This is a genomic window from Paenibacillus sp. 01T431, from assembly GCF_056398625.1.
Map to the genome: position 1 here is coordinate 166,718 of NZ_JBFTPT010000007.1, position 23,552 is coordinate 190,269.

The window sequence follows — 23,552 nt, forward strand, 5'->3', positions numbered from 1 at the left end:
ATCTAATTACAATTATCTATACTAAATTAAATATGTTTAAACTTTTTTCTAATTTTCATTAGAAACTGCTACTCTGTTAATTCTCGACTTTTTAATTTATTTGAAAATACTAGGACATAGAATAAAATATAATAAAAATTATTACTATAAATGAAAGCGTCGATTGAACTGATAATCACTAAAATTGCCAAAAATAATCTACCTTCAACTGTTGTTTTTTTTAATAGCCACAATAAAAAACTAATAAAAGCTACTATCCCTAATACTCCTTGGTTTATTAATACTAATACAAAAGCATTGCTATAATTAAACAAACCGTAATCTTTAAAATAATTAGATAACTGAAAAAAGCCAACTCCTACAATTTGATTTACTAAAGGTAATTCAAAAAAATACTTAACATAACCAGTCATTCTAATTCCACTATCTTGGTTAACACTAGAAATCTTAGTTAGATTATATTTTAGAAGCCAGTCGATATTTAAATACTGAATTGATACAAACAAAAAACTAAATATTACGAAGAATAGAATAAGAACTTTATATTTACCTTTAATTATCGAATATATACATATTACCAAAATGCTACCTAGAATCCCTAGTGTAGATGTTGATAAGAATAGTAATAACGAGCATATAATTGCTATCGTATATTTATTTTTTAGCAACATTAAGGCCAAAATAGGGAGAAAGTAAATAGCGAAATAAGAGGGTTCAGAAAAAACTGAATTCGGTCTCCGATATTCTACAGAAGATGACCAAGAATATCCTGTAACCAATTCACTAAAAAATTTACCGTTATGCGGGATGTTGCCTAAATTAATTGATATAAACTGGTATACTAGAAATCCTCCACAAATAATAGATAAAATGCAAAGAACTCTTAGAAATGACTTTTTCTCGTAAAAAGATAATATTTGCATAAACGATAAACAAGTTATAAATGCTACAATAATACCCCAAAACATACTCATTAATCCTGAATTATATTTTAAAGTATAGAAGGATACTACGGATAATAAGGAATGAATTATTAGTAGTAAAATTATTGGTTTGTTAATAGATATACTTCTCTTTATAAAGATCGATACTAATGCTACTACTAATAGGAAAACAAGACCTATTGAGACTGATCCTACGAATTTATAAGGTCCTAGTATTGGTAACAAACATATAGCTATTGCAGCCATATAACACATCAAGGTCGGTTTATTATTTGTATCACCCTGAATAAGCTCACTATGCATGAATTTATACTCCTTTAACCCTATTATTAAGCAACCAAACAAAAATTGTTAAGGGAGCAGGTGCATATTTAATCAAAAGAGCTTTAAACTTTATGGTTAGAGTTGAATCAAATTCAATACACAAAGTAGACTTCCCATGCGAACTTTTCTTTATGTCCCTAATTTTGTTCAACTTTTCTATAAAGCTTATTTTTGATTTCACAACATGAGATATTGAAAATAAAAGGTTATAGAAATAGAATTTTTGTAATAGTGATTGATATTTATATATTATAGATTCTTTTTGAAATACTTCGTCAAGTCTTTTAGCAAGCAACTGAACGTGAATATATTGGTCAGGATTCATAGTTCTGATTGCAGATCCTGGTCTTTCTTCTACAAGATAATATATACTTGAATCTATAACTATATTTTTTTTTGTTAACAGCAGTAATTTAATTGAAAAAAGCATATCTTCTCCATAAACCATGTCAATATCAAAATTCAAAGAATGATTTCTAATCAACTCTGACTTAATAAGAATTCCGCATGCTGTTCTTGGTGCAGTTCCCTCAATCATATCTTTTATATACTGTTCTGATGTCGATAAATAGATTGAATTTTCTACATTATTTTCAATATTACTAAAGTGACTAAATGCTAATTCAGTATTATTTATTTCAGAAGAGATTATCATATTGTTTAACATATTAGAATCTATACAATCATCTCCATCAACAAATGTGATATAATTCCCTACCGCCATGGTTATGCCTTTATTACGAGCCGAGCTTACACCCGAATTTTTTTGGCTTATACATTTTATCCGCTTATCTTCCTTCATATGATCTTCTATGACTTTCAAAGATTGATCTTTTGAACCATCATTAATTACTATTATTTCAATATTTTCAAGGGTTTGATTTCTAATAGAATTTAGACATCGACTAATATATTTCTCTAAATTATATACTGGTACTATTACACTAACTTTAATATGCTTCTCTAACATATTAATTCCTCACTTTTTTCAGCAATTCCTCTGCAATGGAAACGGGAGATAGCTCATCCATTATACGTGTTTCCTTTTCCCCAAAACCATTAAGTCGAATCTTATTAATTGTATTTAAAATATCTTTCGTATTATTTTCACAGAAAATATATCTTTCGTATTTCTGAAAGAAATTTCTTGTTTTTTTTGATTCACCATCTAAAATAAATAATATGGGCTTTTTGGTTCCTGAATAATAATAAACTTTTGCCGGTATTTGTGTACCTCTACTGTTACATAAATGAATAAAAACATCTGTTTTCTTCTCTAATGCTTCAAGTTCTTTTATTGATATTCTGTTACCAACTTCAATATTAGAAGAACTCGTTAAAGGTTTATCTGTATTTCCTCGAATTATTAGTTTAAGACTAGACTCTATGGCTGCATCATAAAGTGGTTTTAAATTCCTTATTTTGGTACTATAATCACCATAGTATCCAAAAACCATTTGATCACCATTTATATTTAAGGATACTTCTTCATCTCTTTTTATATAAGGAATGAGCACATAATCCATTTTATTAGCATACTCAGGGAATATTTTTTTTTGCTCGTCAGCAGTAAAAGGCGATACATATATGATTTTATTTGCTTTGCTAATTAATCGTTTCTCCTCTAATAGCAGCCTTCTCTTTAACAAAGCACCTTTTCTTGTAATATCAAGATACATAGGATCTCCCCATAGTTGTAGCCAAGAGTCACATTTAACCTGATTTCTCTCTATTAATTTTTCAGCAAATATGTGAGAATGTTTGGGGTCAGAAGATGAGATAACTAAATTGAAATGCTCGTTTTTCAAATCTATTTTATCAACATTTTTCACCCAGCTTCGTTGACTGTCATATATAGAAAATTTATAATATACTTTTCTTAAGATCCCCTTAGCTTGAGAAACAATCGAGTTTAATAAGCCTCTAGCCTTCTTTTTAGTGCTCATAATACTAAATGTTGAACCTAGACTGTATTCATCTATTTTCACTTCCTTAGGTAATTCAAATCCCCCATCAGTAGCAATATGGCCTTCTGGTAGTTTGGAAGTGATAATTCTCACATCATGTCCAAGTTGTACTAGTCCATTTATATATGCTACATTCATCATTGTTACTGAAGAATTGGATTTAATGGATTGACCTGCTATAAATAGAATCTTCAACATCTTCACTCCAACTTTGTATTATTACATCTGTCTTTGTATTTGTTTTATTTGATCATTATATAAATACACTCATCTTACAATAACTCTTTTTAAAATTGGATACACATAACTAGTCAGTAGATAGATAGAAATAACTTGTTTGTTTTTCATTAAATAATAGTATGTTTTTTTGTATTTATTAATCTTACTAGTATTTATATGCCCTAATCCTTCTATTATTTTCGAGTCGTAGCAAATATCTCTAATGGTTTTTATTTTTTTTGTTATTGTAATAGGATTGTTTTTTTTACATACAGATAAAATGTTCCAAAACCCAACTGAAACTTCTCTCGCACACATTTGATTGTTAATATCCTCATCAGAATACAATTTAATAATCTCTTTATCTACAACTTTAAATCTATCTTTATTCAAATAGTTACTATTTGAAGCTGAAACCTCATTATACCGATAAATATATAAATGCTCATTATTTAAGGCATAAATAGAATCACAATATTTAAAATAATTGAGATTAAACAATCCATCTTCATTATGTTTAACATTTGTAGCAAATCGAATATTGTTTTCGGTAATAATTCTTTTCTTATACAAGCAATTCCAGACGCTTCCGAATAATATTCCAGACATTGTTCCATCATCGATTAAAACGTTTTTAAGTTCGGATACTTTATAATATCCAGAAGGCATTCTTTTTTTCTTTGGTATCCTATGACCTGAATAATCATATTCGTAGTTACAAGTAGACAAATCTGCTTTATTTTCTAACAGTCTCTCATAGAGGACTTTTAACATATTTTCTTTTATCATATCATCTGAGTCTACAAATGTAATATACTCGCCCTTAGAAACCTCTATTCCATGATTTCTCGTATTAGAAACTCCACTATTTTGTTTAGATATTACTCTGATTCTGTTATCAATTTTATTATATCTTTTACAAATATCTAATGAATTATCAGTAGAACCATCATTAATTAATAGTAGTTCTAGATTCTCATAAGATTGAGATAGAATACTTTCAATACAAGAATTCAAATATTTCTCAGCGTTAAACACTGGGACAATGACTGATATTAAGTCCATGTTCACTCTCCATAATATTAAAGTTTCTAATATTTCAAAATATAGTTTTAAACCAATTTAAACTTTTACAAAATTTAAACATTTTTACCTATGAATATAATTTATATATCTCACTTATTTCTTCCAAAACATTATTAATAGAGTATTTTTCAACCAATTTCACACTCTGCTTACCAAATTCATCCCTTATTTTTTTTGAGTTATATAGTTTTTCTATTGCTCTCGCAAACTCATCTTCATTTTTAGTATCCACAACATAACCGTTTTCACCATCATTTACTAAATCACGGTTTCCTCTACAGCCGGTAACTACGATTGGCAACCCAGTTGCCATTGCCTCAATTATATTAACGGGTAATCCTTCACGTCTTGAAGATGATACAGCAACGTCTGAAATGCTTAATAGCTCCGCAATATCTTTTCGAAATCCTAAAAAATATACTTGATCATTTAACCCTAAACTCTCTACTTGTGATTTATAAGAATTCAATAAGATACCATTTCCTGCTAACAACAATTTTATATTGGGCATGCTTTTTTTTAATATTCTTAATGCTCTAAAAATTAAATCTTGTTGCTTCGTATAATTAAGTTCTGCAGCATACATTAATATAAAATCATCATCACTAAAACCATATTCTCTTCGCATATTTGTTTTTTTCTGATTGGTTTGAGGCATAAATTTATTTAAATCTACCCCTACACCATGTATATGATGTACCTGGCCATCTTTTTTAAGCCTCATTTTCTTACCGTTCGAATAGTCTTCGCTATTAATTGTAATTAAACAATCAGTCATTTTTGATGCGAATTTCTCTAATGTATAATATATTATCCAATTTTTTATATTTGAACCTTTAAAGAAATGATATCCATGCGCTGTATAAAGTACTTTAATATTCGGAACACTTCTACAAGAAAATCGTGTTAAAAAAGATGCTATCGGTGTGTGTGTATGAACTAAATCATAGCCTTCTGATTTTATTATACTTTTTATTTGTTGATATCCTTTAATATTCTCATACTTCAAAGGAGATCTTTCGAAACTAACTTTGTGTATTTTACATCCCATTTTAATTAGTTCAGAGTCTACTTCTTGAACTAGATTAAAAGCCACATCAACTTGATTCCCTTGCGATATCAGATACTTAATATGTGGAACTAAAAAAGCATTAATAGTATTAGATATAGTTGATACATATAATATCTTCATTATTTTAGCCCTTTACCATTTGACATTTTCATTCATTAAAAATACATTTCATAAACTTTTTAGTGAATATAGTTCGATCACTCTCTTAATCTCACTTATCACTATGTCAATATCATCACTTTTCAAATTACTACTACAAGGTATATTAATAAGATTTTGTTCATAATAATACGCTTGTTCAATACAATATGTCTGGTTTTTTAAATAAGGCTTTTGTTTATGTATAAGTCCCCAAAGTGGCCTCGTTTGAATATTATTTTCATTAAGAACCTTTAATAGATCATCCCTATTAATACCACTTTTAGTTTCGTCTACAACAATTGAATAAAACCATTTATTAGCTCTTGTATTTTCATTAAAAGGAAGCAATGTTATTCCGTCTATCTTTTCAAGGCTAGTTTTATATAATTCAAAATTTTTGATTTTAGTTTTTATAAAATCTTCTAGTCTATCAATTTGATCGGTCCCAAATGCTGCTTGTATATTAGTCATACGATAGTTATAACCTACGTCTTCATGAATAAAATATAATGGATCTGTCTTCGCTTGCATTGACAAAAAAGCTACCTTGTCTAAAAGTTTTTTATCATTCGATACAACCATACCTCCTCCACCAGTAGTTATAATCTTATTAGCATTAAATGAGTAAACTCCAATATCCCCAATTGTTCCACAATGTTTATTTGGATAGTTACCATCAAGATAATATGAACCTAATGCCTCAGTCGCATCCTCAATAATAGCAATTTTATATTTATTTTTTAAATCCATTAATTTATCAATATTAACCGGATTACCAAATACATGAACAACTATAATGGCTTTTATTATTCTATTAGTTATTTTATTAATAACTTTATCATTCTCAAACCAACATTCCTTCTCAAGAAAATTTTCTAACTTTTGCATATCCATATTAAGTGATTCATCGCAATCCATGAATATTGGTTCTGCCCMCATATATCTAATAGGGTTTACGGCAGCTATAAATGTAAGTGTTGGTACAATAACTTCATCATCCTGCTCCACACCAAGTACTCTTAAAGCGAGATGTAATCCTGCTGTACCGCTTTGGCATGAGATTGCGTTTTCTACTCCGACATATTTCGCTACTTTTTCTTCAAATTCTTGAATAAACCTTCCTCCAGTTGAAACCCAACCCGTTTCAATAGTTTCTCTTATATTATCTAATATTTCTATTGAAAGATTTGGTACTGAAAGCGGTATTTTTTTATTATTCAATCCTTACCACTCCAAACTGTATTTGATGATTCTAGTGAATTTTATTAACTAGCTAGTGTACAAATAATAATCTTCAAATTAATTTGCTTCTGAGTTTCCCATAAAAAGTGGCATTGTATCTAGCTGGGAGTTATTTATATCTTTTTTGTTAAAGACATTATAAATAGTTAGCCATAATATTTTTGTGTCTAAAAATAAGTTTGCATTGTCCACATACCATACATCATACTTAAACTTTTGATCCCAGCTAATGGAATTTCTTCCATTAACTTGTGCCCATCCCGAAATACCTGGTGTCACTTCATGACGTCTTTTTTCTTCCGAGGAATACCGTTCTAAATACTCGACTAATAATGGTCTTGGCCCTATAAAGCTCATATCGCCACGGATAATATTAATTAGCTGTGGTAATTCATCTATACTTGTCTTTCTAAGGAACGATCCAATTTTTGTGATTCTATTCATATCCGATAATTGAATCCCCTTTAGCTGTTGCTCTATTCTCATTGTTCTAAACTTATATACCATAAAAATTTTCTCATTTTTCCCAGGTCTTTTCTGTTTAAAGAGAATAGGCCCTTCTGATTCTATTCTTATGGAAAAAGCAGCTACTAGCATTATTGGAGATGAAACTATTAGTAAGATAAAAGCAAATATAATATCTAATACTCTTTTAACAACGGTGTAGGGCTTCATAAATAACATCCTTTAACATTTTGTAAACTTACTGTTTTCTCACCGTGATCTGCAGATGTTCACTATACTGGATAAGTACTCATATAACTCTTCTTGTAAGTCCTCACGTTGTAAAGCAAATTCCAGCTGAGTTTTGATAAACCCAAGTTTCTCACCAACATCATATCTAACACCTTCAAAATCATACGCATATACAGCTTCTATCTGATTTAACTCAGCAATGGCATCCGTCAACTGAATTTCACCACCCGCACCCGGCTTCTGATCATTTAGAATGTCAAAAATCTTAGGGCTAAGAATATAACGTCCCATGATTGCTATATTAGAAGGAGCTTCTTCCCTTTTCGGTTTCTCTACTAAGTTTTTCACACTATAAAGACGGTCATGAATTTCCTTCCCATCAACAATCCCATACCTAGAAACCTCATTTTCTGAAACACTCTGCACACCTATAATCGATGACTTATATCGGTCATACTGCTCAATCATCTGTTTCAAACAAGGTTTTTCAGCTTGCACGATATCATCACCAAGCAACACTGCAAAGGGTTCATTTCCGATAAACTTCCTTGCACACCAAATTGCATGCCCAAGCCCTCTTGCCTCTTTCTGACGAATATAATGTATATCAACCATCTTTGAAGACTTCTGCACTTCGTTTAGCAGTTCAAACTTCCCTTTTTCGAATAAATTTTGCTCTAATTCAAATGAGCTATCGAAATGGTCCTCAATTGCTCGTTTTCCCTTACCTGTCACAATAATGATGTCTTCTATTCCAGACTCTATCGCTTCTTCTACAATATATTGAATAGTAGGCTTATCGACGATCGGCAACATCTCTTTAGGCATAGCCTTTGTCGCAGGCAAAAACCTTGTTCCAAGACCAGCTGCAGGTATAATGGCTTTCCGAACCTTCAAATAGTTCTCCCCCTATATAACCGCTCTGCGTTTATTATCAATTCTTTATTATTTTTCTTTAACAACCTCATCATAAGACTTCCCTTGACTCATCCCATACTTCTTAGCTACCTGAATTAACTCATCATATTGCTCAGCAGATAGTTTATCGAGAATAATACTCCGTGCCTTCTTCTTTTCTTCTAGATTCATTCCACCGCTCGCCAAAGCTTGTAGCTCTTTAATATCAGACATACTAAGCTCTTTTAGTAATACGGATGAAACCTTCGCTTTCTCAGATACCGTTATTTTCTCCTGAAGATCTTTAGCTTTGTCTATAGAAACCTCGCCGCTATAGCCGTCATTAGGCTTTTCTTCTTCTTTAGATCCGCTTGAACCATTAGATCCACTATCCGTCGTATTATCTACTGGTTTATCTTTAGTTCCGTTTGAACTATCTGTCGTTTCATCATTATCAACTGTTGAAGAAGGATCATCCTTCCCCGTCGTATCCGTACCCTGCTCATCTGTCTTCGTCTCCGGAGTTGTCACTTCGTTCAACAAATCACCCTCAAGGTCAGCAGCCAACGTAGAAATAAGCTTATCCACAGCATAATTAGCTGCAAATAAGCCCCCTACTCCTAGAATGACAATGATTGATGCGACCCAAATTAATATCTTCTTCCACTTTTTCTTACGCATGTGTAATCTCCTCCGTTATGGTAATCTGTCTGCTAAGATACATGTGAATAAAAAGGAACAAGATGCTCGATAACATCCTTAATTGTCGTTTGATTATCTCCAATAGCTTTCTCAATTCGTTTGAATTGAAGCTCGAGTTCTACTCTATTGATTTGTGTTGGCTTGCCTATGTAAATTCGCTCATGTTGTGTGGATGACACTGCTTCTTCATCCGTTAACAGCTCCTCGAACAGCTTCTCGCCTTCGCGCATACCGCTAAAGTTTATTTCGATATCTATATTCGGCTCATAACCTGATAATCGAATGAGATCCTGCGCTAGATCAAGAATACGAACCGGTTCTCCCATATCTAGAACAAATATTTCTCCACCTTTGGCAAATGATCCCGCTTGAATAACGAGCTGTACTGCTTCAGGTATCGTCATGAAATATCTGACCATGTCGGGATGTGTAACAGTAACCGGACCGCCTGCAGCAATTTGCTGCTTGAACCTTGGAATAACGCTTCCACGGCTTCCTAGTACATTACCGAAACGTACTGCCACGAACTGGGTCTCGCTTATTGTATTAATACTCTGTATGTACATCTCTGCAATTCTCTTGGTCGCTCCCATAATGCTGGAAGGATTAACGGCTTTGTCGGAGGAGATCATGACGAACCGTTCTGCTTTATATTTATCCGCGCAATCAGCTACGTTCCTCGTACCGAAAACATTGTTCTTAACTGCCTCCGATGGATTTCGTTCCATAAGCGGCACATGCTTATGGGCTGCTGCATGGAATACAACTTGCGGTCTAAACCTACGGAATACATCATCTAAACGGCTTCGATCTTGAATGTCCGCTATAACCGTTTCCAAATGTACATTAGGGAACTTCGTCTTAAGCTCCATTTCAATCGTATAGATACTGTTCTCACCGTGTCCAAGCAGAAGCAGGGTTTTAGGTCTAAATGAAGAAATCTGCCTGCATAGCTCTGAACCAATCGACCCTCCAGCACCTGTTACTAGAACAACTTTATCGGATACATAATTGGCTATACCCTCTAAATCTGTCATAACAGGTTCTCTACCTAGCAAATCTTCTACTTCAACATTGCGTAAAGCCTTTACCGCGAGGCGCCCTTTGATAAAATCATTAATAGAAGGGATAATCTTGACTTTTGCTCCGGTCAGCTTGCAAATATTAATAATTTCCGTTATATGCACTCGCTTTGCAGACGGCATCGCGATAATAATGTCATGGATGTGATGTTTATGTACTATCTCTTCAATGTTCACCCTAGTTCCCAGAACTGATAAACCGACTACCTGCATATTGCGTTTATGTGGATCATCATCAATAAAACCTACGATACGATTGCCTAGAAAGCTGTTGCTTGTCATGATTTCCTTTGCAATTAACGCCCCACAATCTCCAGCGCCAACAACAAGTACATTGTTTGTCAAAGCGGTCTTTTTGGTTCTATTTACTCGGATTAAGCGCCAGAGGAACCGTGAGCCTCCCATTAATAGGAGCATGAGTTCAAGTGTTCGAGAGCTAATGGAGATAGGGACTCGTTCCCCATTTAATGCATAAGTTGCTCCGTACGATAAAACAAGTCCAATCACTATGGCTTTGGCCAGCTCAATAATTTCACCAATACTGGCATATTGCCACATTCGTCTGTACATTCGAAAAAAAGCTAAGCTGCTGCCACAAATAATGGTGGTTAAACATGCGAATTCAAGCATTTGTCTCACGTAGATGGGAGGGATGTTTCCGTTAAAACGAAAGAGATAGGATACCCCAATCGCTATCCATATAATACAAATATCTACCACCAGTATGACCAGCATTCTATTTCTATTACTCAACTAACTCATCCCTCCGCCAAAAGACATCTACTTGTATTTTTTCATTTCTCTTGAACACCATAATAATAGTAGTAAGCCTCTTCATTTGCCTTACGCTTCACATTATTCAGCACTACTCCCAAAATTCGCGCATTTACACTCTCAAGGTTTTTTACAGCTTTGCTAGCAATATCCCGCTTTACTTTTCCTTGATCAACGACAAGAATTACGCCATCACTTTTCGTAGATACAATTTGTGCATCGGTTACTGCAAGCAGCGGCGGCGTATCAATGAGCACAATGTCATACATTTGTCTAAGCTGCTCAATTGTTGCCGTCATCCGCTTTGAACCCATCATTTCTGCCGGGTTTGGCGGTATGGAACCTGATGTAATCACATCTAGATTAGGAATGTCTGTAACTTGTATTCCTTCCTCGAGCGAGCACTGCTGTGAAATAATGGACGACAACCCATAACGATTAGAGATAGAAAATGTATGATGGGCAGTAGGCTTACGAAGATCGGCATCAATAAGAACAACTTTCTTCTCGGATTGCGCGAAAGTGACAGCCAGATTCGTTATCGTTGTCGACTTCCCCTCACCAGGGCCTGCTGAAGAGACCATTAGCACCTGCAATTTCTCATCTATTGATGAGAACTCTATGTTCGTCCTCAGAGCGCGATAGGATTCTGATATGGGAGAACGAGGATTCGTTAGCGTAATGATCTGACGCTTATTTTTCAATCGAGACACCCTCTAATTCACCTGCCTTGTAAGTTTGAGTTGTTTTGCTGGTTTGGCTAGAATTAGCATCCTCCGTATTCATTCTTGAGATCATAGCAAGCGTGGGCTGACCCAAAAACTGCAGCACATCTGCTTCGGTTTTAATCGTGTCATCCATATACTCAAGTAAGAATGTAATACCTACAGCAATCATTAAAGATACGATAAACGCGATCGCGACATTAAGAGGAACGTTCGGTGAAACCGGACTTGGCTGCGCATCGACCACTGCTTCATTCAGAATCGATACATTCTCCACTTTAAAAATATGCTGGATTTCTTCGCGGAAAACATTCGACACCGCATTCACAACCTGTGCCGCTTGCTTATAATCCACATCCTGCACGACTAATGTCATGACCTGTGTATTATTTACAGAGCTAACCTGGATTTTACGTGAGAGCTCAGTTGCAGTTAATCCAAGCTGTGGATATTGCTCAGCCACTTTATCCAATATAGCTGGTGTTTTAATAATCTCTTTGTACGTATCGATCATTTTGATATTGGAGTTGATTTGATTAAGATCAAGCTGGCCGGTTGCCATTTGTGTCGTCGTTTGATTTACGATTATTTTAGTAGATGCCTCATAGACCGGATCTTTAAAAAACATGCTAATAACGGCCGCAGCTGCTGTACAGAGGAAAACAAATACTAATATTAGCGCCAATCTCTTCTTTATGATTGCCATATACTGTCGTAAGTCTAGTTCGTTAGACATGCATATTCCTCCATGGGATATAGTTATTTAGAATGAGAATATAATCCTCAAGAACTATACCTTACTACATAATAATCTATAATCTTACAATATCCTATATATTCCCGAAAAAAATCTTCCTCTCATCCACATGAGAGGAAGATTTTGTATATATTTATACTTAATTGTCGAAGTTCAGTGCACGGTAAATAATTACTGCTGCCTCTGCACGAGTCGCATTGTTATTTGGCAAGAACTTGCCTGCATTTCCAACTACGATTTTGTGAGTTGCCGCAAATGCAACGCCATCTTTTAATGACGCATTAATTTTTCCAGCGTCCGCAAAGTCTTTTAGTGCAGCATTTACATCAGCTACATTAGAAGCGCCTTGCGATACTTTCAATGCGCGAGCGATCATCGTTGCCATCTCAGCACGAGTAATCGTTGCATTTGGATCAAATTTAGTATCTGAACGGCCGTTAATGATTTTGAGTTGTGCCGCAGCAGCTACGTATGGTGCATACCAAGCAGCTGAATCGACATCAGCAAAACCTTCTGTAGCTGAGCCATTCTCAAGATCAAGAGCACGGATAAGCATTTTCGCGAATTCAGCGCGAGTTACTTTGTCCTTCGGTGCAAATTGACCTTCTGATTTACCTTCGATTGCACCCTTAGCAGCTACAACGCTAATTTCGCGGCCAGCCCATGCTTCTACAGAAGCAATGTCTTTGAACGAAACTTTGTTTTCTACAACAACATAAGAGGAGAACGAATCACGAGATTCGATAATAGAGTTGCCCGATACACGTCCACCGTGGAATACTAGCTTGCCATCAACGATTTTCGCTACGGAAAGAAGCTCTTTATCAAGACCAGTTGTATCGCCCAGCGGAATGCTGATTACAATCGGTTGATCGAATGAAGTTTTTGCAGTGCCGCCAACCGTTAGGTTGAAGTCATAAACTTCAGATACTGATTTCAGCGTGCCTACAACGTCAGCAGATACATCGCTCTTCTTAATAGTAAGACCAATTGCAGAAGAGAATGAACCGCCTACAGGTACAGTTACTTCAAATTTGCCAATCGTGAATGTTGCACCGGATACATTTCCAGCTGCCGCAGCTTTAACCACTGCATCGGAAAGGTTTAGAACTACATCCTTTTGTGCCACTTCACCAAGATTGATTTGCAAAGCAGTCTTTGCAAGTGCAGAAGCTGGTGCTAGTTCTTTCACCTTAGAAGCAACCGTGTTAATACCAGCAATTGCTGACAATACACTCTTCTCATCCAATTGAAGAACAGCTTGTCCATTTACTGTAGTAACACTTGAAGCTGCGCTGATTGCTGCAAGCTTAGCAATTTCTGCTTTTGCATCAGCAACAAATTTAGTAATAATAGCAGCTTTCTCAGCATCAGTTGCTTTATCAAGCGCTGCTTTCAAATCGTTTAGCAATTTGTCAGTTGATTCAGGAAGCGGTGTAGTTGGTGTTACTGTGCCACCTGGACCACCCGGAGTGATTGGAGGTGTAGTGTTTAGTGATTTATAAGCAGTGTACAACGCGCCAGCTGCAGCAAGGAATTTAGTATCATCTTTTACTGCTAGTTTTGCTTGAGATAATACTTCAAGTACATCTTCAGTCGTTACACCATAGTGACGGAAGATCTTCTCAACTGCATAATCACCAGGCAGCGCTGCTAGCACATCCTGCAATAGTTTATTAAGGGCATTCGAATCCTTTAGTAGACTTATAAGTCCAGCCAGATCCTTGGAATCAACTTGCTTAATAAGCTCTTTTTGAATATCAAGGAAATATTGAGCAATATCATCCACTGTAAGATCATTTACTTCTGCTCTAGTGGCAAAAGATTGTAGCAATGTTCCATATTTTGTGCGCAGTTCTTCAAGTCCAGCAACTGAAGGATTATAAGAAAGCTTCACAGCTGCATGGAAAAGATTTTCTAATTGTGTCTCTTCACTGTCCGTTGGGTTAAACTTGTTTACAATCGGTTTTACGATGTCGCCTTTTACATGAATGTCCAACGCATCCAGTTCAAGCTGGAAAGCTTCAACTGCAGCTAATCCGTTTGTGCTAATAAGAGCGGCATGCAGCTTCTTAATATCAGATACAAGAGCGGAATCCGCCAATGACGAAGATGCATAAACAACCCCATTTACTCCAAGCTTCTCTGCCAAACCTTTGCTACTTAGCGGAATGCCAGCGAAAGCCGTAAGGGCTACGCTTGCCGCAATTGTAGAAACTGCTAATTTTTTTCTTAATGTCACTTTCTTCACTCCTAATTATATGATAATAGTTGCACTCATCTAATAGATGAATGACTAATAACGCCATTAAGAACATTTTTAGTATGCGCTTTCTTCAACTTCCAATCATTCTAGCGCGCACTATTTTTTGTAGAAATAGGAAATAAAACGACGCAAAACCCCGTCTGAAGAAACTATAGTAATAGGCTGGTTATGTATAGGTTTGTCGTCTAACACAGACTGAGCGTTGGATTGCAAATAGGTAACCCACTGTTCTCCCATCCGCCTCTCAATGGACGCGTAGGCTTCGCCCAGACGAAAACCGCGGCGCTCAATATGATGAGCATCGGAAGATACAAAATGAATATGACCCGCCTTCAATAATGACCATGCGGATTGTTCAATGCGCTTACCAAATCCCCCAAGCAGTGAGTGGGTCGTAACCTGTGCGAATGCGCCTGCTTCAATAAGCTCAGCTAATCGATCGGGGTGCTTCACAACTTCTGCATTTCTTTCTGGGTGAGCGATAATCGGTTTCAACTTCAATACATTAAGCTCATGCACGAGCTCAATCATCGCCTTCGGAATACGGGAGGATGGCATCTCAATCAATACATAACTAGAGCCGGCTAAGGGAAGCAATTCTTTTCTATACCAAGCATCGAGCAGATCATCATGAACGCGGATTTCTTGACCTGTATGTATAGCAATAGGCACACCCGCAGCTATTAACTGTTCGTTAATAGAGAGAGTGTGCTTAGCTACGTCGATTGCTGTATTGGTATAGGTTCCATTGGCATGGTGCGGAGTGGCGATGATCGTTGTAATTCCCTCTGATACAGCTGCCCGGGCCATATTCAAAGTATCATCGAAACTTGCCGCACCATCATCCAATCCAGGTAAAATATGCGTATGGATGTCTATCATGCTGAGTTCACTTCCTAGTAGAATTTACCTGTTAGGTAGGTTTGAACCTATTCTACCATAGGAAAATGGATCTTTCAGCACTTCTCCCTATAATTCGACAGTAATTACTCTCACTTTTTCATTATATCCTACTATTTCCAAAAGTGTAAGTAAAAAATTGTAAAATGGAGGGGGATGTTCAGAAAAGTTTCAGAACTATAGAAGCACTTTACGCAGTTCTGCTGCGGATTTTGGTGAAAGGTAGCCGTATGGAATGTCGAATACGGTTTTGGCTCCAGACTGTCCTTCACGAGCAAATTTATAAGCTGCTCTAGCATAAGCAACAAGCACGCTAGCCGTGAATTCAGGGTTGCTGTCAAGCTTCAAACCGAACTCGATAATTTGAGTGCTGTTCTCGCCTGTTTTGCCACTGCGAAGCACCATACCACCATGAGGCATTGTGGAATGCTCGGCTTTCAATGTTGCTTCATCAATGAAATGAACCGTCGTATTATAATCGGAGAAATAGTTCGGCATCGTACGGATTTCCTCAGCAATCGCGTCTTGATCAGCGCCCTCTTCTGCTACGATGTAGCAATCACGGACGTGCTTCTCACGCGTTGTAAGCTCTGGATTTTCACCGTTACGAACTCGTGCTACTGCCTCTTCACTAGGAATGGTGTATTGAACGCCGTTCTTTACACCTTTCACACGGCGAATCGCATCTGAATGGCCTTGGCTTACACCTTTGCCCCAGAATGTATATTCCTTGCCTTCTGGCAATATTGCCTCAGCAAGCAGACGATTCAATGAGAACAAGCCTGGGTCCCAGCCTGTGGATATTACACTTACTTTATTGCTCGTTTTGGCAACTGCATCTACCTGATCAAAAAATTCAGGAATACGCGCATGCGTATCGAAGCTGTCAACCGTATGGAACAAGCGGGCAAAAGCTGGAACCTGCTCTGGCAAATCTGTTGCTGAGCCGCCGCAAAGAATCATAACGTCGATATCATCGACAAAGCGCTCAGCATCTTCAATTTTATATGCTTTTGTTTCAGACGGAATAGATGCTGGGTCTCTGCGAGTAAAGATCGCATCCAATCTCATATCCGCACTTTGTTTAATTGCAAGCTCTACGCCGCGTCCAAGATTGCCGTAACCAACAATACCGATGCGAATCTGTTCTGTCATGACGCCGCCACCTCTTCTTGTTTTATAAATATATTAGATCCAGCCTCTAGCTTCCATTGCTGCTGCGATCCGTTTGATCGAAATCATATAAGCAGCTGTACGAAGGTCAGTGTCATGTTCCTTAGCAAGATCACGAACAGCTACGTAAGAAAGAATCATATTCGTCTCAAGCTTCTCAAGAACCTCTGCTTCGCTCCAGTAGTAGTTAGCCAAGTTTTGTACCCACTCGAAGTACGAAACCGTAACGCCGCCTGCATTTGCAAGTACGTCTGGAATAACTGTGATGCCGTGGCTCCAAAGTACGCGATCCGCTTCTGGTGTTGTTGGTCCGTTTGCAGCTTCTGCAACGATTTTTGCTTTAATGCGATCTGCATTTTTAGCAGTAATTACGTTTTCTAGAGCAGCTGGCACCAAAACATCAACATCAAGCTCAAGCAAATCTTCATTAGAAATATAGTACTTCTCGCCATACTCACGGATGGAAGTCGTATCCTTTAGTATGGAGATCTGTTCGATATCCAATCCATTCGGATCGTAAATTCCGCCTCTGGAGTCGCTGACTGCTACAACTTTAATGCCTGCTTCGCTAAGCAAACGAGCAGCAATGCGACCAGCGTTGCCGTAACCTTGAATCGCTGCAGTAGCCGTTTCAATAGGAATATTCTTATCTTGAAGTGCTGCCAAGATTGTGTACACACAGCCTTGTGCTGTTGCTTCATTACGACCTTGGGATCCGCCAAGAATAAGCGGTTTACCTGTAATAACGCCAGGTGAGTTAACGCCTTTTAGTCTGCTGTACGTATCCATCATCCAACCCATGATTTGTGGAGTCGTGTATACATCCGGTGCAGGAATATCTTTGTCAGGACCTACAAAATCAGCGATAGCTTCCATGAAAGCACGGCTAACACGCTCTAGCTCGCCTTTGCTAAGAAGATGTGGATCACAAATAACTCCGCCCTTGCCGCCGCCATAAGGAAGGCCAACAACGCCGCATTTAAAGCTCATCCACATGGAAAGTGCTTTTACTTCATCAAGCGTTACATCAGGGTGAAAGCGAATGCCGCCCTTAGTCGGTCCAATCGCGTCATTATGCTGGGAACGGTAACCTTCGAACACTCGAATTGAGCCATCATCCATACGAACTGGGAAGTTAACCGACAGCACGCGCTTCGGCTGCTTCAAGATGTCTGTAACATGCTTAGGCAATTGTAGATGGGCCGCTGCAGTATCGATTTGCTGTTGTGCGATTTGGTACGGATTTAACGTTTCTTCTACTATACTCACTGTCATTTTAAGTTCAGTCCTTCTTCGTAGAGTCCGACTCCCATTCCATGGATTAGCCGCTTTTTTGATTTTACCTTTTTCATCACTATTTTAAAAGAAAAATTTCGTTATTTAGTGCAAAAATTCTACATTTTTATCCATTGTCATGTTAGGTTTCATGTGATGGGAGTTACCATAACACACACTGTTCTTTAATAATCCTTTTTATGTAAAAAATAAAAGGGTTTCGCACTAAGTTAGTTCAACTTAGTACGAAACCCTCACATGATACATTTTTATACAATTAGAATTCGATCTCATTAACTAGCAACCACAATTATGAATCACAAGAATTAACTATTCGTCTCCACTGTCTTCACGGACGATTTGCTTCGCGGTTTGCTCTCGATGCTGATCCATATCAATCCTGCGGCCATGCAGCCTGCGCCGCACATTTGCAGCAGCGCGATCTTCTCATCGAACATCACATACCCAGCTACAACAGCCGCCGCCGGAACCGCATAACGGAAAAAGTTAGAGCGCGTTGCACCAACCTTGAACATACATGCATTCCAAACGACAAAAGCGACAACGGTGCAAATCAATACATTATAGCCAATGGATAAATAATGCCCCGCCTGAAGAGCCGACCAATCGGTTTGCCCCCAAGCCCCAAAGGTGAGCGGCAGCATAAACAACGATCCAAAGGCTATCGTCCATGTGCTTACACGTAGAGCAGAGTATTGCTTCATAAGCGACATGGAGCTTAGATTAAATAACGGACCGACAATGCTGACTCCAAGCGCCATCAAGTTGCCGATCATATTGTCAGATGAGAGACTGAAGCTTTCACCGCCACCCAGTATGACGAAGCAAACTCCAACGATGGATATCGCTCCGCCAACAATGAGCCTCTTCGTGATGGTTTCGCGCATGAATAAAGGAGCAAACAATGCAGCGAAGATCGGCCACGGCGCTACGTTCAGCAGCGACGCATTCGCTAAGGTCGTATATTTAATCGAGTACATTACCGTAATTTCGAGCAGTGTAATGCCAACCAACCCAATGAGAGCAAGCTTCGGCACGATTCGCCACGGAATGCCCACACTGCCCTCTCTTAGCTTAAGAATGAGAAAGAAAAACGGAATAGCCAATCCAAATCTCAAAAACGAGAAAACGATGGGATTAAACGACTCCATAGCTAACCGCGATATGCCGAAGTTCGCTCCCCACACAACAGCGATTAGTATAAGACCGCCGTAATTCATCCATCTGCTATTCATGCTCTCCGCCCCATCTATTCACATTTGCCGCCTCATCTGGAAATATCTCATCCAGCATAGCATGGGAATCATTAGAAAAATGCTATCTCTTTTGTTTATTTCTTATGCATTTTAAACTCGAGGAACAACTCGTTATAGTGGGCCAGCATTCTTTTGCCAAGGTTGTCGTAAACCTCAAGCCTTTCAGTCAGCTCTTCATCTGGGTAAAAACGCTCATCGGTCGCAATCTCCTCAGGCAGCAGCGCCAGCGCCGCTTCATTCGGAGTCGAGTAACCGACATATTCCGCGTTCTGAGCAGCCACTTCAGGGTCGAGCATGAAGTTGATAAATTGATGCGCGCCTTCGATATTTTTGGCCGTCTTCGGAATAACCATATTATCAAACCAAAGATTTGAGCCTTCCTCTGGCACGATATAATCAAGCTTATCGTTCTCATCCATAATTTCCGATGCATCACCCGACCAAACAAGCCCGACTGCCGCTTCTTCGTTTGCAAGCAGCATCTTGATTTCGTCACCGACAATCGCCTTCACGTTAGGTGTCATCTGGAGCAGCTTCGCTTTCGCCTCCTGCAAATGAGCCTCTTCCGTATCATTCAGCGAATAACCTAAAGAGTTAAGCCCCATGCCCATAACCTCGCGAGCACCGTCCAGCAGCAGGATCTGGTTGCGCAGGCTTTTATCCCATAGATCATTCCAACTGGAGAAAGTCAGGTCCCCGACTAGCTCTGGATTGAACACTATTCCGACAGTCCCCCAAAAATAAGGAATGGAATAAGCGTTGCCTTGATCAAATGATAAATTCATGAAACGCGGATCGATGTATTTTAAATTCGGGAGTTTCGAGTGATCGAGTTTTAAAAGCAAACCTTCCTCTTTCATCTTGCTAATCGCATACTCAGAGGGAATGCTCACATCAAACGTCGTACCGCCTTGTCCAATTTTGGTCATCATCGCTTCATTCGAATCGAAGGTTTGGTAAATGACCTTAATGCCCGTCTCATCTTCAAAGCGGTCAAGCAGCTCGGGATCAACATAATCGCCCCAGTTGTAAATCGTCAGTGTATTGCTTCCGCTGTAGCCTTCACTATCATTCAAATACGAAGTCAGGTAGATGAGGCCAAATGAAACAACAAACACGATTACGAACATACGCACCAGCTGTGTCATTAGTGTCCCTCCTTGCTTGACGGCTTCATATTTCGTTGATTAATGAAGTAATAACCAACGACCAGAATGATCGTAAATAAGAAAATAAGTGTCGACAACGCATTGATCGATAGCGACACACCTTGGCGCGCCCGCGAGTAGATCTCAACAGACAGCGTTGAGAAGCCGTTGCCGGTTACAAAAAATGTTACCGCAAAGTCATCTAGCGAATACGTCAGCGCCATAAAGAACCCTGCGAATATGCCCGGCCTAATGAATGGAAGCACGACGCGCGTCAGCACCTGCCACGAGCTGGCACCAAGATCATGCGCCGCATCAATCAACGTTGAGCTCATTTCCTGCAGCTTCGGCAGCACCATAATAACGACAATCGGAACACTGAACGCAATATGCGACAGCAAGACGGACACAAAGCCCAGCTTGATGCCAATCATCGTAAATAGGATAAGAAAGGACGCACCGATAATAACATCGGGACTTACAATTAATACATTATTGAGCGTCAAAAGCGATTGTTTCGGTCGATTGCTGCGAATGTGATGAATAGCTATCGCACCAATAACACCAATAATCGTCGAAATTGCAGCGGACAGCAGCGCAATAACGAACGTGTTCAGGACAATGATGAGCAAACGCGTATCCGCGAAAACCTCTTTGTAATAATCAAGCGTGAAGCTCTCGAAATTACGCATCGAGCCGCCGCTATTGAACGAATAAAACATTAAATAGAAAATAGGCGCATAGAGTACTGCAAACACGAGTACGAGATAGATGTTCGACCATTTATTTTTTCCGCGCATCTGCCGCACCTCGCTTTCGATTGCCAGTTAACAGCATCATCGCCGCCATTGCTAGAATCAAGAACACAGCAATCGTCGAACCCATACCCCAGTCCTGCGTCACGAGAAAATGCTGCTCGATTGCTGTACCTAGCGTAATAACCCGATTGCCGGCAATCAGCCTCGTAATCATGAACAAAGATAATGCAGGTATAAATACAGCCATACAACCGGACTTCACACCACTGATCGTTAGCGGAAATATAACACGCCGGAACGTCGTCCATGCGGATGCGCCAAGGTCACGCGCCGCATACACGAGCGTCGGATTCATTTCCTCCAATGCATTGAAGATCGGCAAAATCATAAAAGGAATAAAGATATAAACAGATACGAAAATAAAGCTAAAGTCCGTAAACAAAATTTGCTGTTTCGGAATGCCGATCGCTTCCAGTACGGAGTTTGCAAAGCCGTATGTACCGAACAAGCCAATAAACGCATAAGCCTTTAGCAGCAAATTGATCCAGCTAGGCAGTATAATAAGCAGCAGCCAAAGCTGTTTATGCTTAGTTTTTGTCAACAAATAAGCAGCCGGATACGCGACAAGCAATGATATTGCGGTTATCAGAAACGCGTACCAGAAGGAGCTAAGCGTCATTTTCATATAAACCGGCGTAAAGAACTTCACATAATTGTCCAGCGTGAAGTTGCCCTCTACATCAAAGAAGGAGTAATAGGCAATTAACACGATCGGCGCTATAACAAATAACACAATCCAAGCCATATACGGTATGAGATAAAAACTACGTGATTTATTCGACATCTGCGGCCTCGCTGTATGCTTCAAGACGCTTATCGAATTCTTCTTCCGTTTCACCTAGTCTCATAACATGGATGGCTTCTGGGTCAAAGGTTAATCCGATCTGCTCCCCTACTGTAGCTTTGCGAGTGGAATGGACAAGCCACTCATTGCCTGATTCATCGTAACAGCAAATCTCGTAATGTACGCCGCGGAACAATTGTGAATCTACACGCACTTGCAGCTTACCGTTCTCTGAAGAAGTTATTTCCAAATCCTCTGGCCTGATTACAATATCAACAGCCTCATTTGGCGTGAGCCCTTGATCGACGCATTCAAATGAACGACCAGCGAACTCCACCTCGAAGTCACGTGCCATTCGGCCGGGTACAATATTGGATTCACCAATAAAATCCGCAACAAAGCGATTGATCGGCTCATCGTAAATATCTGTTGGCGTTCCACTTTGTTGAATTTTTCCTTCATTAATAACAAAAATTTCGTCAGACATCGCTAGCGCTTCCTCTTGGTCATGCGTAACAAATATAAATGTGATGCCAAGTCGGCGCTGCAGCTCGCGCAGCTCGTACTGCATTTCCGTACGAAGCTTAAGGTCAAGTGCGGATAACGGCTCGTCCAGCAAAATAATTTCCGGTTCGTTCACGATCGCCCGCGCGATGGCAACACGCTGCCGCTGACCTCCGGACATCTCCGAAATCTCCCGTGATTCGTAACCGTCCAAGTTTACGAAACGAAGAGCATCCTTCACTTTATTCGTCACATCCGCATTTTTCATCTTCTTGATTCGCAGGCCAAAGGCAACATTCTCGAACACATTAAGATGAGGAAAAAGAGCGTAATCCTGGAAAACCGTATTCACTTGACGTTCATTCGCAGGAACCCGGTTTATCACTTTATTATGGAAATAGATTTGACCCTCTGATGGTTCAGTGAAGCCAGCTATTAGCCGGAGCACCGTCGTCTTGCCGCAGCCGGACGGACCAAGCAGCGTATAAAATTTGCCTCGCTCTATTGTAAAGCTGACGTCTTTGAGGACAGCAGCAGCATTATGAGCATATTGTTTTGTCACATGTTCAAAACGAATAATCGTTTGGTCTTGCATATCGCATTCCCCTTTGCAGTTTTAGAAGAAACAATAGTGATTATACAGCATCCCCGAAAATCAGCAATACTAAAAGGAAAAATGATGTCAACAATGCTCATGACGCAACCTGTTTTTCAATTCATTGAATATGAAAGCGCTATACATTACGATTAATTCAGGTTCAGTTAGTGAACATTATTAT

At 38.6% G+C, this 23,552-nt stretch carries 21 protein-coding genes; all 21 read right to left on the reverse strand.

Features of this window, described 5'->3' with window-relative positions:
• Positions 1-68: 68 nt before the first annotated feature.
• Complete coding sequence (locus AC1DM9_RS14860; RefSeq protein ID WP_477580718.1) at positions 69-1,247, reverse strand: hypothetical protein; 1,179 nt, start codon at positions 1,245-1,247, stop codon at positions 69-71.
• A 4-nt stretch (positions 1,248-1,251) separates the two neighbouring features.
• Complete coding sequence (locus AC1DM9_RS14865) at positions 1,252-2,238, reverse strand: glycosyltransferase family 2 protein (RefSeq protein ID WP_477580719.1); 987 nt, start codon at positions 2,236-2,238, stop codon at positions 1,252-1,254.
• A gap of 1 nt (position 2,239) precedes the next feature.
• The gene (locus AC1DM9_RS14870) at positions 2,240-3,376 is read right to left on the reverse strand and encodes a glycosyltransferase family protein (protein ID WP_477580721.1); all 1,137 of its coding nucleotides are present in this window, start codon (positions 3,374-3,376) and stop codon (positions 2,240-2,242) included.
• 126 nt (positions 3,377-3,502) lie between these two features.
• Positions 3,503-4,519, reverse strand: a complete 1,017-nt coding sequence (locus AC1DM9_RS14875; protein ID WP_477580723.1) for a glycosyltransferase — start codon at positions 4,517-4,519, stop codon at positions 3,503-3,505.
• Positions 4,520-4,607: 88 nt separating this feature from the next.
• Entirely contained in the window at positions 4,608-5,732 is a 1,125-nt protein-coding gene (locus tag AC1DM9_RS14880; RefSeq protein ID WP_477580725.1) for a glycosyltransferase family 4 protein, read from the reverse strand.
• A 48-nt stretch (positions 5,733-5,780) separates the two neighbouring features.
• Positions 5,781-6,974 (reverse strand): LegC family aminotransferase, encoded by a 1,194-nt coding sequence (locus AC1DM9_RS14885; RefSeq protein ID WP_477580727.1) that lies wholly within the window; start codon positions 6,972-6,974, stop codon positions 5,781-5,783.
• A 78-nt stretch (positions 6,975-7,052) separates the two neighbouring features.
• Entirely contained in the window at positions 7,053-7,670 is a 618-nt protein-coding gene (locus AC1DM9_RS14890) for a sugar transferase (protein WP_477580729.1), read from the reverse strand.
• Positions 7,671-7,709: 39 nt separating this feature from the next.
• A complete protein-coding gene (galU, locus tag AC1DM9_RS14895; RefSeq protein ID WP_477580731.1) occupies positions 7,710-8,588 on the reverse strand; it encodes a UTP--glucose-1-phosphate uridylyltransferase GalU in 879 nt (292 codons plus the stop codon).
• Between the two features lie 48 nt (positions 8,589-8,636).
• Positions 8,637-9,269, reverse strand: a complete 633-nt coding sequence (locus AC1DM9_RS14900; protein ID WP_477580733.1) for a hypothetical protein — start codon at positions 9,267-9,269, stop codon at positions 8,637-8,639.
• A 32-nt stretch (positions 9,270-9,301) separates the two neighbouring features.
• A complete protein-coding gene (locus tag AC1DM9_RS14905) occupies positions 9,302-11,125 on the reverse strand; it encodes a polysaccharide biosynthesis protein (protein ID WP_076268468.1) in 1,824 nt (607 codons plus the stop codon).
• A 41-nt stretch (positions 11,126-11,166) separates the two neighbouring features.
• Positions 11,167-11,859, reverse strand: coding sequence for a CpsD/CapB family tyrosine-protein kinase (locus tag AC1DM9_RS14910; RefSeq protein WP_477580736.1), 693 nt, complete (start codon positions 11,857-11,859; stop codon positions 11,167-11,169).
• Positions 11,840-12,607, reverse strand: a complete 768-nt coding sequence (locus AC1DM9_RS14915; RefSeq protein ID WP_339206390.1) for a YveK family protein — start codon at positions 12,605-12,607, stop codon at positions 11,840-11,842. The genes AC1DM9_RS14910 and AC1DM9_RS14915 overlap by 20 nt, the downstream gene beginning before the upstream one ends.
• A gap of 160 nt (positions 12,608-12,767) precedes the next feature.
• Positions 12,768-14,870 carry an S-layer homology domain-containing protein gene (locus AC1DM9_RS14920; RefSeq protein WP_477580738.1) on the reverse strand — a complete coding sequence of 701 codons (2,103 nt, stop codon included), beginning with the start codon at positions 14,868-14,870 and terminating at the stop codon, positions 12,768-12,770.
• 120 nt (positions 14,871-14,990) lie between these two features.
• Positions 14,991-15,776: a tyrosine-protein phosphatase gene (locus tag AC1DM9_RS14925; protein ID WP_441877746.1), complete on the reverse strand. Its 786-nt coding sequence runs from the start codon at positions 15,774-15,776 to the stop codon at positions 14,991-14,993.
• A gap of 195 nt (positions 15,777-15,971) precedes the next feature.
• Positions 15,972-16,949, reverse strand: coding sequence for a diaminopimelate dehydrogenase (locus tag AC1DM9_RS14930; protein ID WP_477580740.1), 978 nt, complete (start codon positions 16,947-16,949; stop codon positions 15,972-15,974).
• 33 nt (positions 16,950-16,982) lie between these two features.
• Positions 16,983-18,242: a Glu/Leu/Phe/Val family dehydrogenase gene (locus tag AC1DM9_RS14935; RefSeq protein WP_076268474.1), complete on the reverse strand. Its 1,260-nt coding sequence runs from the start codon at positions 18,240-18,242 to the stop codon at positions 16,983-16,985.
• A gap of 326 nt (positions 18,243-18,568) precedes the next feature.
• On the reverse strand, positions 18,569-19,498 hold the full coding sequence (locus AC1DM9_RS14940) for a DMT family transporter (protein WP_477580742.1): 930 nt from the start codon (positions 19,496-19,498) through the stop codon (positions 18,569-18,571).
• A gap of 95 nt (positions 19,499-19,593) precedes the next feature.
• Positions 19,594-20,667, reverse strand: coding sequence for an ABC transporter substrate-binding protein (locus AC1DM9_RS14945; RefSeq protein WP_477580743.1), 1,074 nt, complete (start codon positions 20,665-20,667; stop codon positions 19,594-19,596).
• Positions 20,667-21,467 (reverse strand): ABC transporter permease, encoded by an 801-nt coding sequence (locus AC1DM9_RS14950; protein ID WP_477580745.1) that lies wholly within the window; start codon positions 21,465-21,467, stop codon positions 20,667-20,669. Before AC1DM9_RS14950 ends, AC1DM9_RS14945 begins: the two co-directional genes overlap by 1 nt.
• On the reverse strand, positions 21,451-22,269 hold the full coding sequence (locus AC1DM9_RS14955; protein WP_076268478.1) for an ABC transporter permease: 819 nt from the start codon (positions 22,267-22,269) through the stop codon (positions 21,451-21,453). The genes AC1DM9_RS14950 and AC1DM9_RS14955 overlap by 17 nt, the downstream gene beginning before the upstream one ends.
• Positions 22,259-23,368 carry an ABC transporter ATP-binding protein gene (locus tag AC1DM9_RS14960; RefSeq protein WP_076268479.1) on the reverse strand — a complete coding sequence of 370 codons (1,110 nt, stop codon included), beginning with the start codon at positions 23,366-23,368 and terminating at the stop codon, positions 22,259-22,261. The genes AC1DM9_RS14955 and AC1DM9_RS14960 overlap by 11 nt, the downstream gene beginning before the upstream one ends.
• Between the last annotated feature and the right edge of the window lie 184 nt (positions 23,369-23,552).

Excerpts from the sequence above, each read along its gene's own strand:
- AC1DM9_RS14860 (WP_477580718.1), bottom strand. The coding sequence starts at position 1,247 with ATGCATAGTGAGCTTATTCAGGGTGATACAAATAATAAACCGACCTTG.
- AC1DM9_RS14865 (WP_477580719.1), bottom strand. The coding sequence starts at position 2,238 with ATGTTAGAGAAGCATATTAAAGTTAGTGTAATAGTACCAGTATATAAT.
- AC1DM9_RS14870 (WP_477580721.1), bottom strand. The coding sequence starts at position 3,376 with ATGATGAATGTAGCATATATAAATGGACTAGTACAACTTGGACATGAT.
- AC1DM9_RS14875 (WP_477580723.1), bottom strand. The coding sequence starts at position 4,519 with ATGGACTTAATATCAGTCATTGTCCCAGTGTTTAACGCTGAGAAATAT.
- AC1DM9_RS14880 (WP_477580725.1), bottom strand. The coding sequence starts at position 5,732 with ATGAAGATATTATATGTATCAACTATATCTAATACTATTAATGCTTTT.
- AC1DM9_RS14890 (WP_477580729.1), bottom strand. The coding sequence starts at position 7,670 with ATGAAGCCCTACACCGTTGTTAAAAGAGTATTAGATATTATATTTGCT.
- AC1DM9_RS14900 (WP_477580733.1), bottom strand. The coding sequence starts at position 9,269 with ATGCGTAAGAAAAAGTGGAAGAAGATATTAATTTGGGTCGCATCAATC.
- AC1DM9_RS14915 (WP_339206390.1), bottom strand. The coding sequence starts at position 12,607 with ATGTCTAACGAACTAGACTTACGACAGTATATGGCAATCATAAAGAAG.
- AC1DM9_RS14925 (WP_441877746.1), bottom strand. The coding sequence starts at position 15,776 with ATGATAGACATCCATACGCATATTTTACCTGGATTGGATGATGGTGCG.
- AC1DM9_RS14930 (WP_477580740.1), bottom strand. The coding sequence starts at position 16,949 with ATGACAGAACAGATTCGCATCGGTATTGTTGGTTACGGCAATCTTGGA.
- AC1DM9_RS14935 (WP_076268474.1), bottom strand. The coding sequence starts at position 18,242 with ATGACAGTGAGTATAGTAGAAGAAACGTTAAATCCGTACCAAATCGCA.
- AC1DM9_RS14940 (WP_477580742.1), bottom strand. The coding sequence starts at position 19,498 with ATGAATAGCAGATGGATGAATTACGGCGGTCTTATACTAATCGCTGTT.
- AC1DM9_RS14945 (WP_477580743.1), bottom strand. The coding sequence starts at position 20,667 with ATGACACAGCTGGTGCGTATGTTCGTAATCGTGTTTGTTGTTTCATTT.
- AC1DM9_RS14950 (WP_477580745.1), bottom strand. The coding sequence starts at position 21,467 with ATGCGCGGAAAAAATAAATGGTCGAACATCTATCTCGTACTCGTGTTT.
- AC1DM9_RS14955 (WP_076268478.1), bottom strand. The coding sequence starts at position 22,269 with ATGTCGAATAAATCACGTAGTTTTTATCTCATACCGTATATGGCTTGG.
- AC1DM9_RS14960 (WP_076268479.1), bottom strand. The coding sequence starts at position 23,368 with ATGCAAGACCAAACGATTATTCGTTTTGAACATGTGACAAAACAATAT.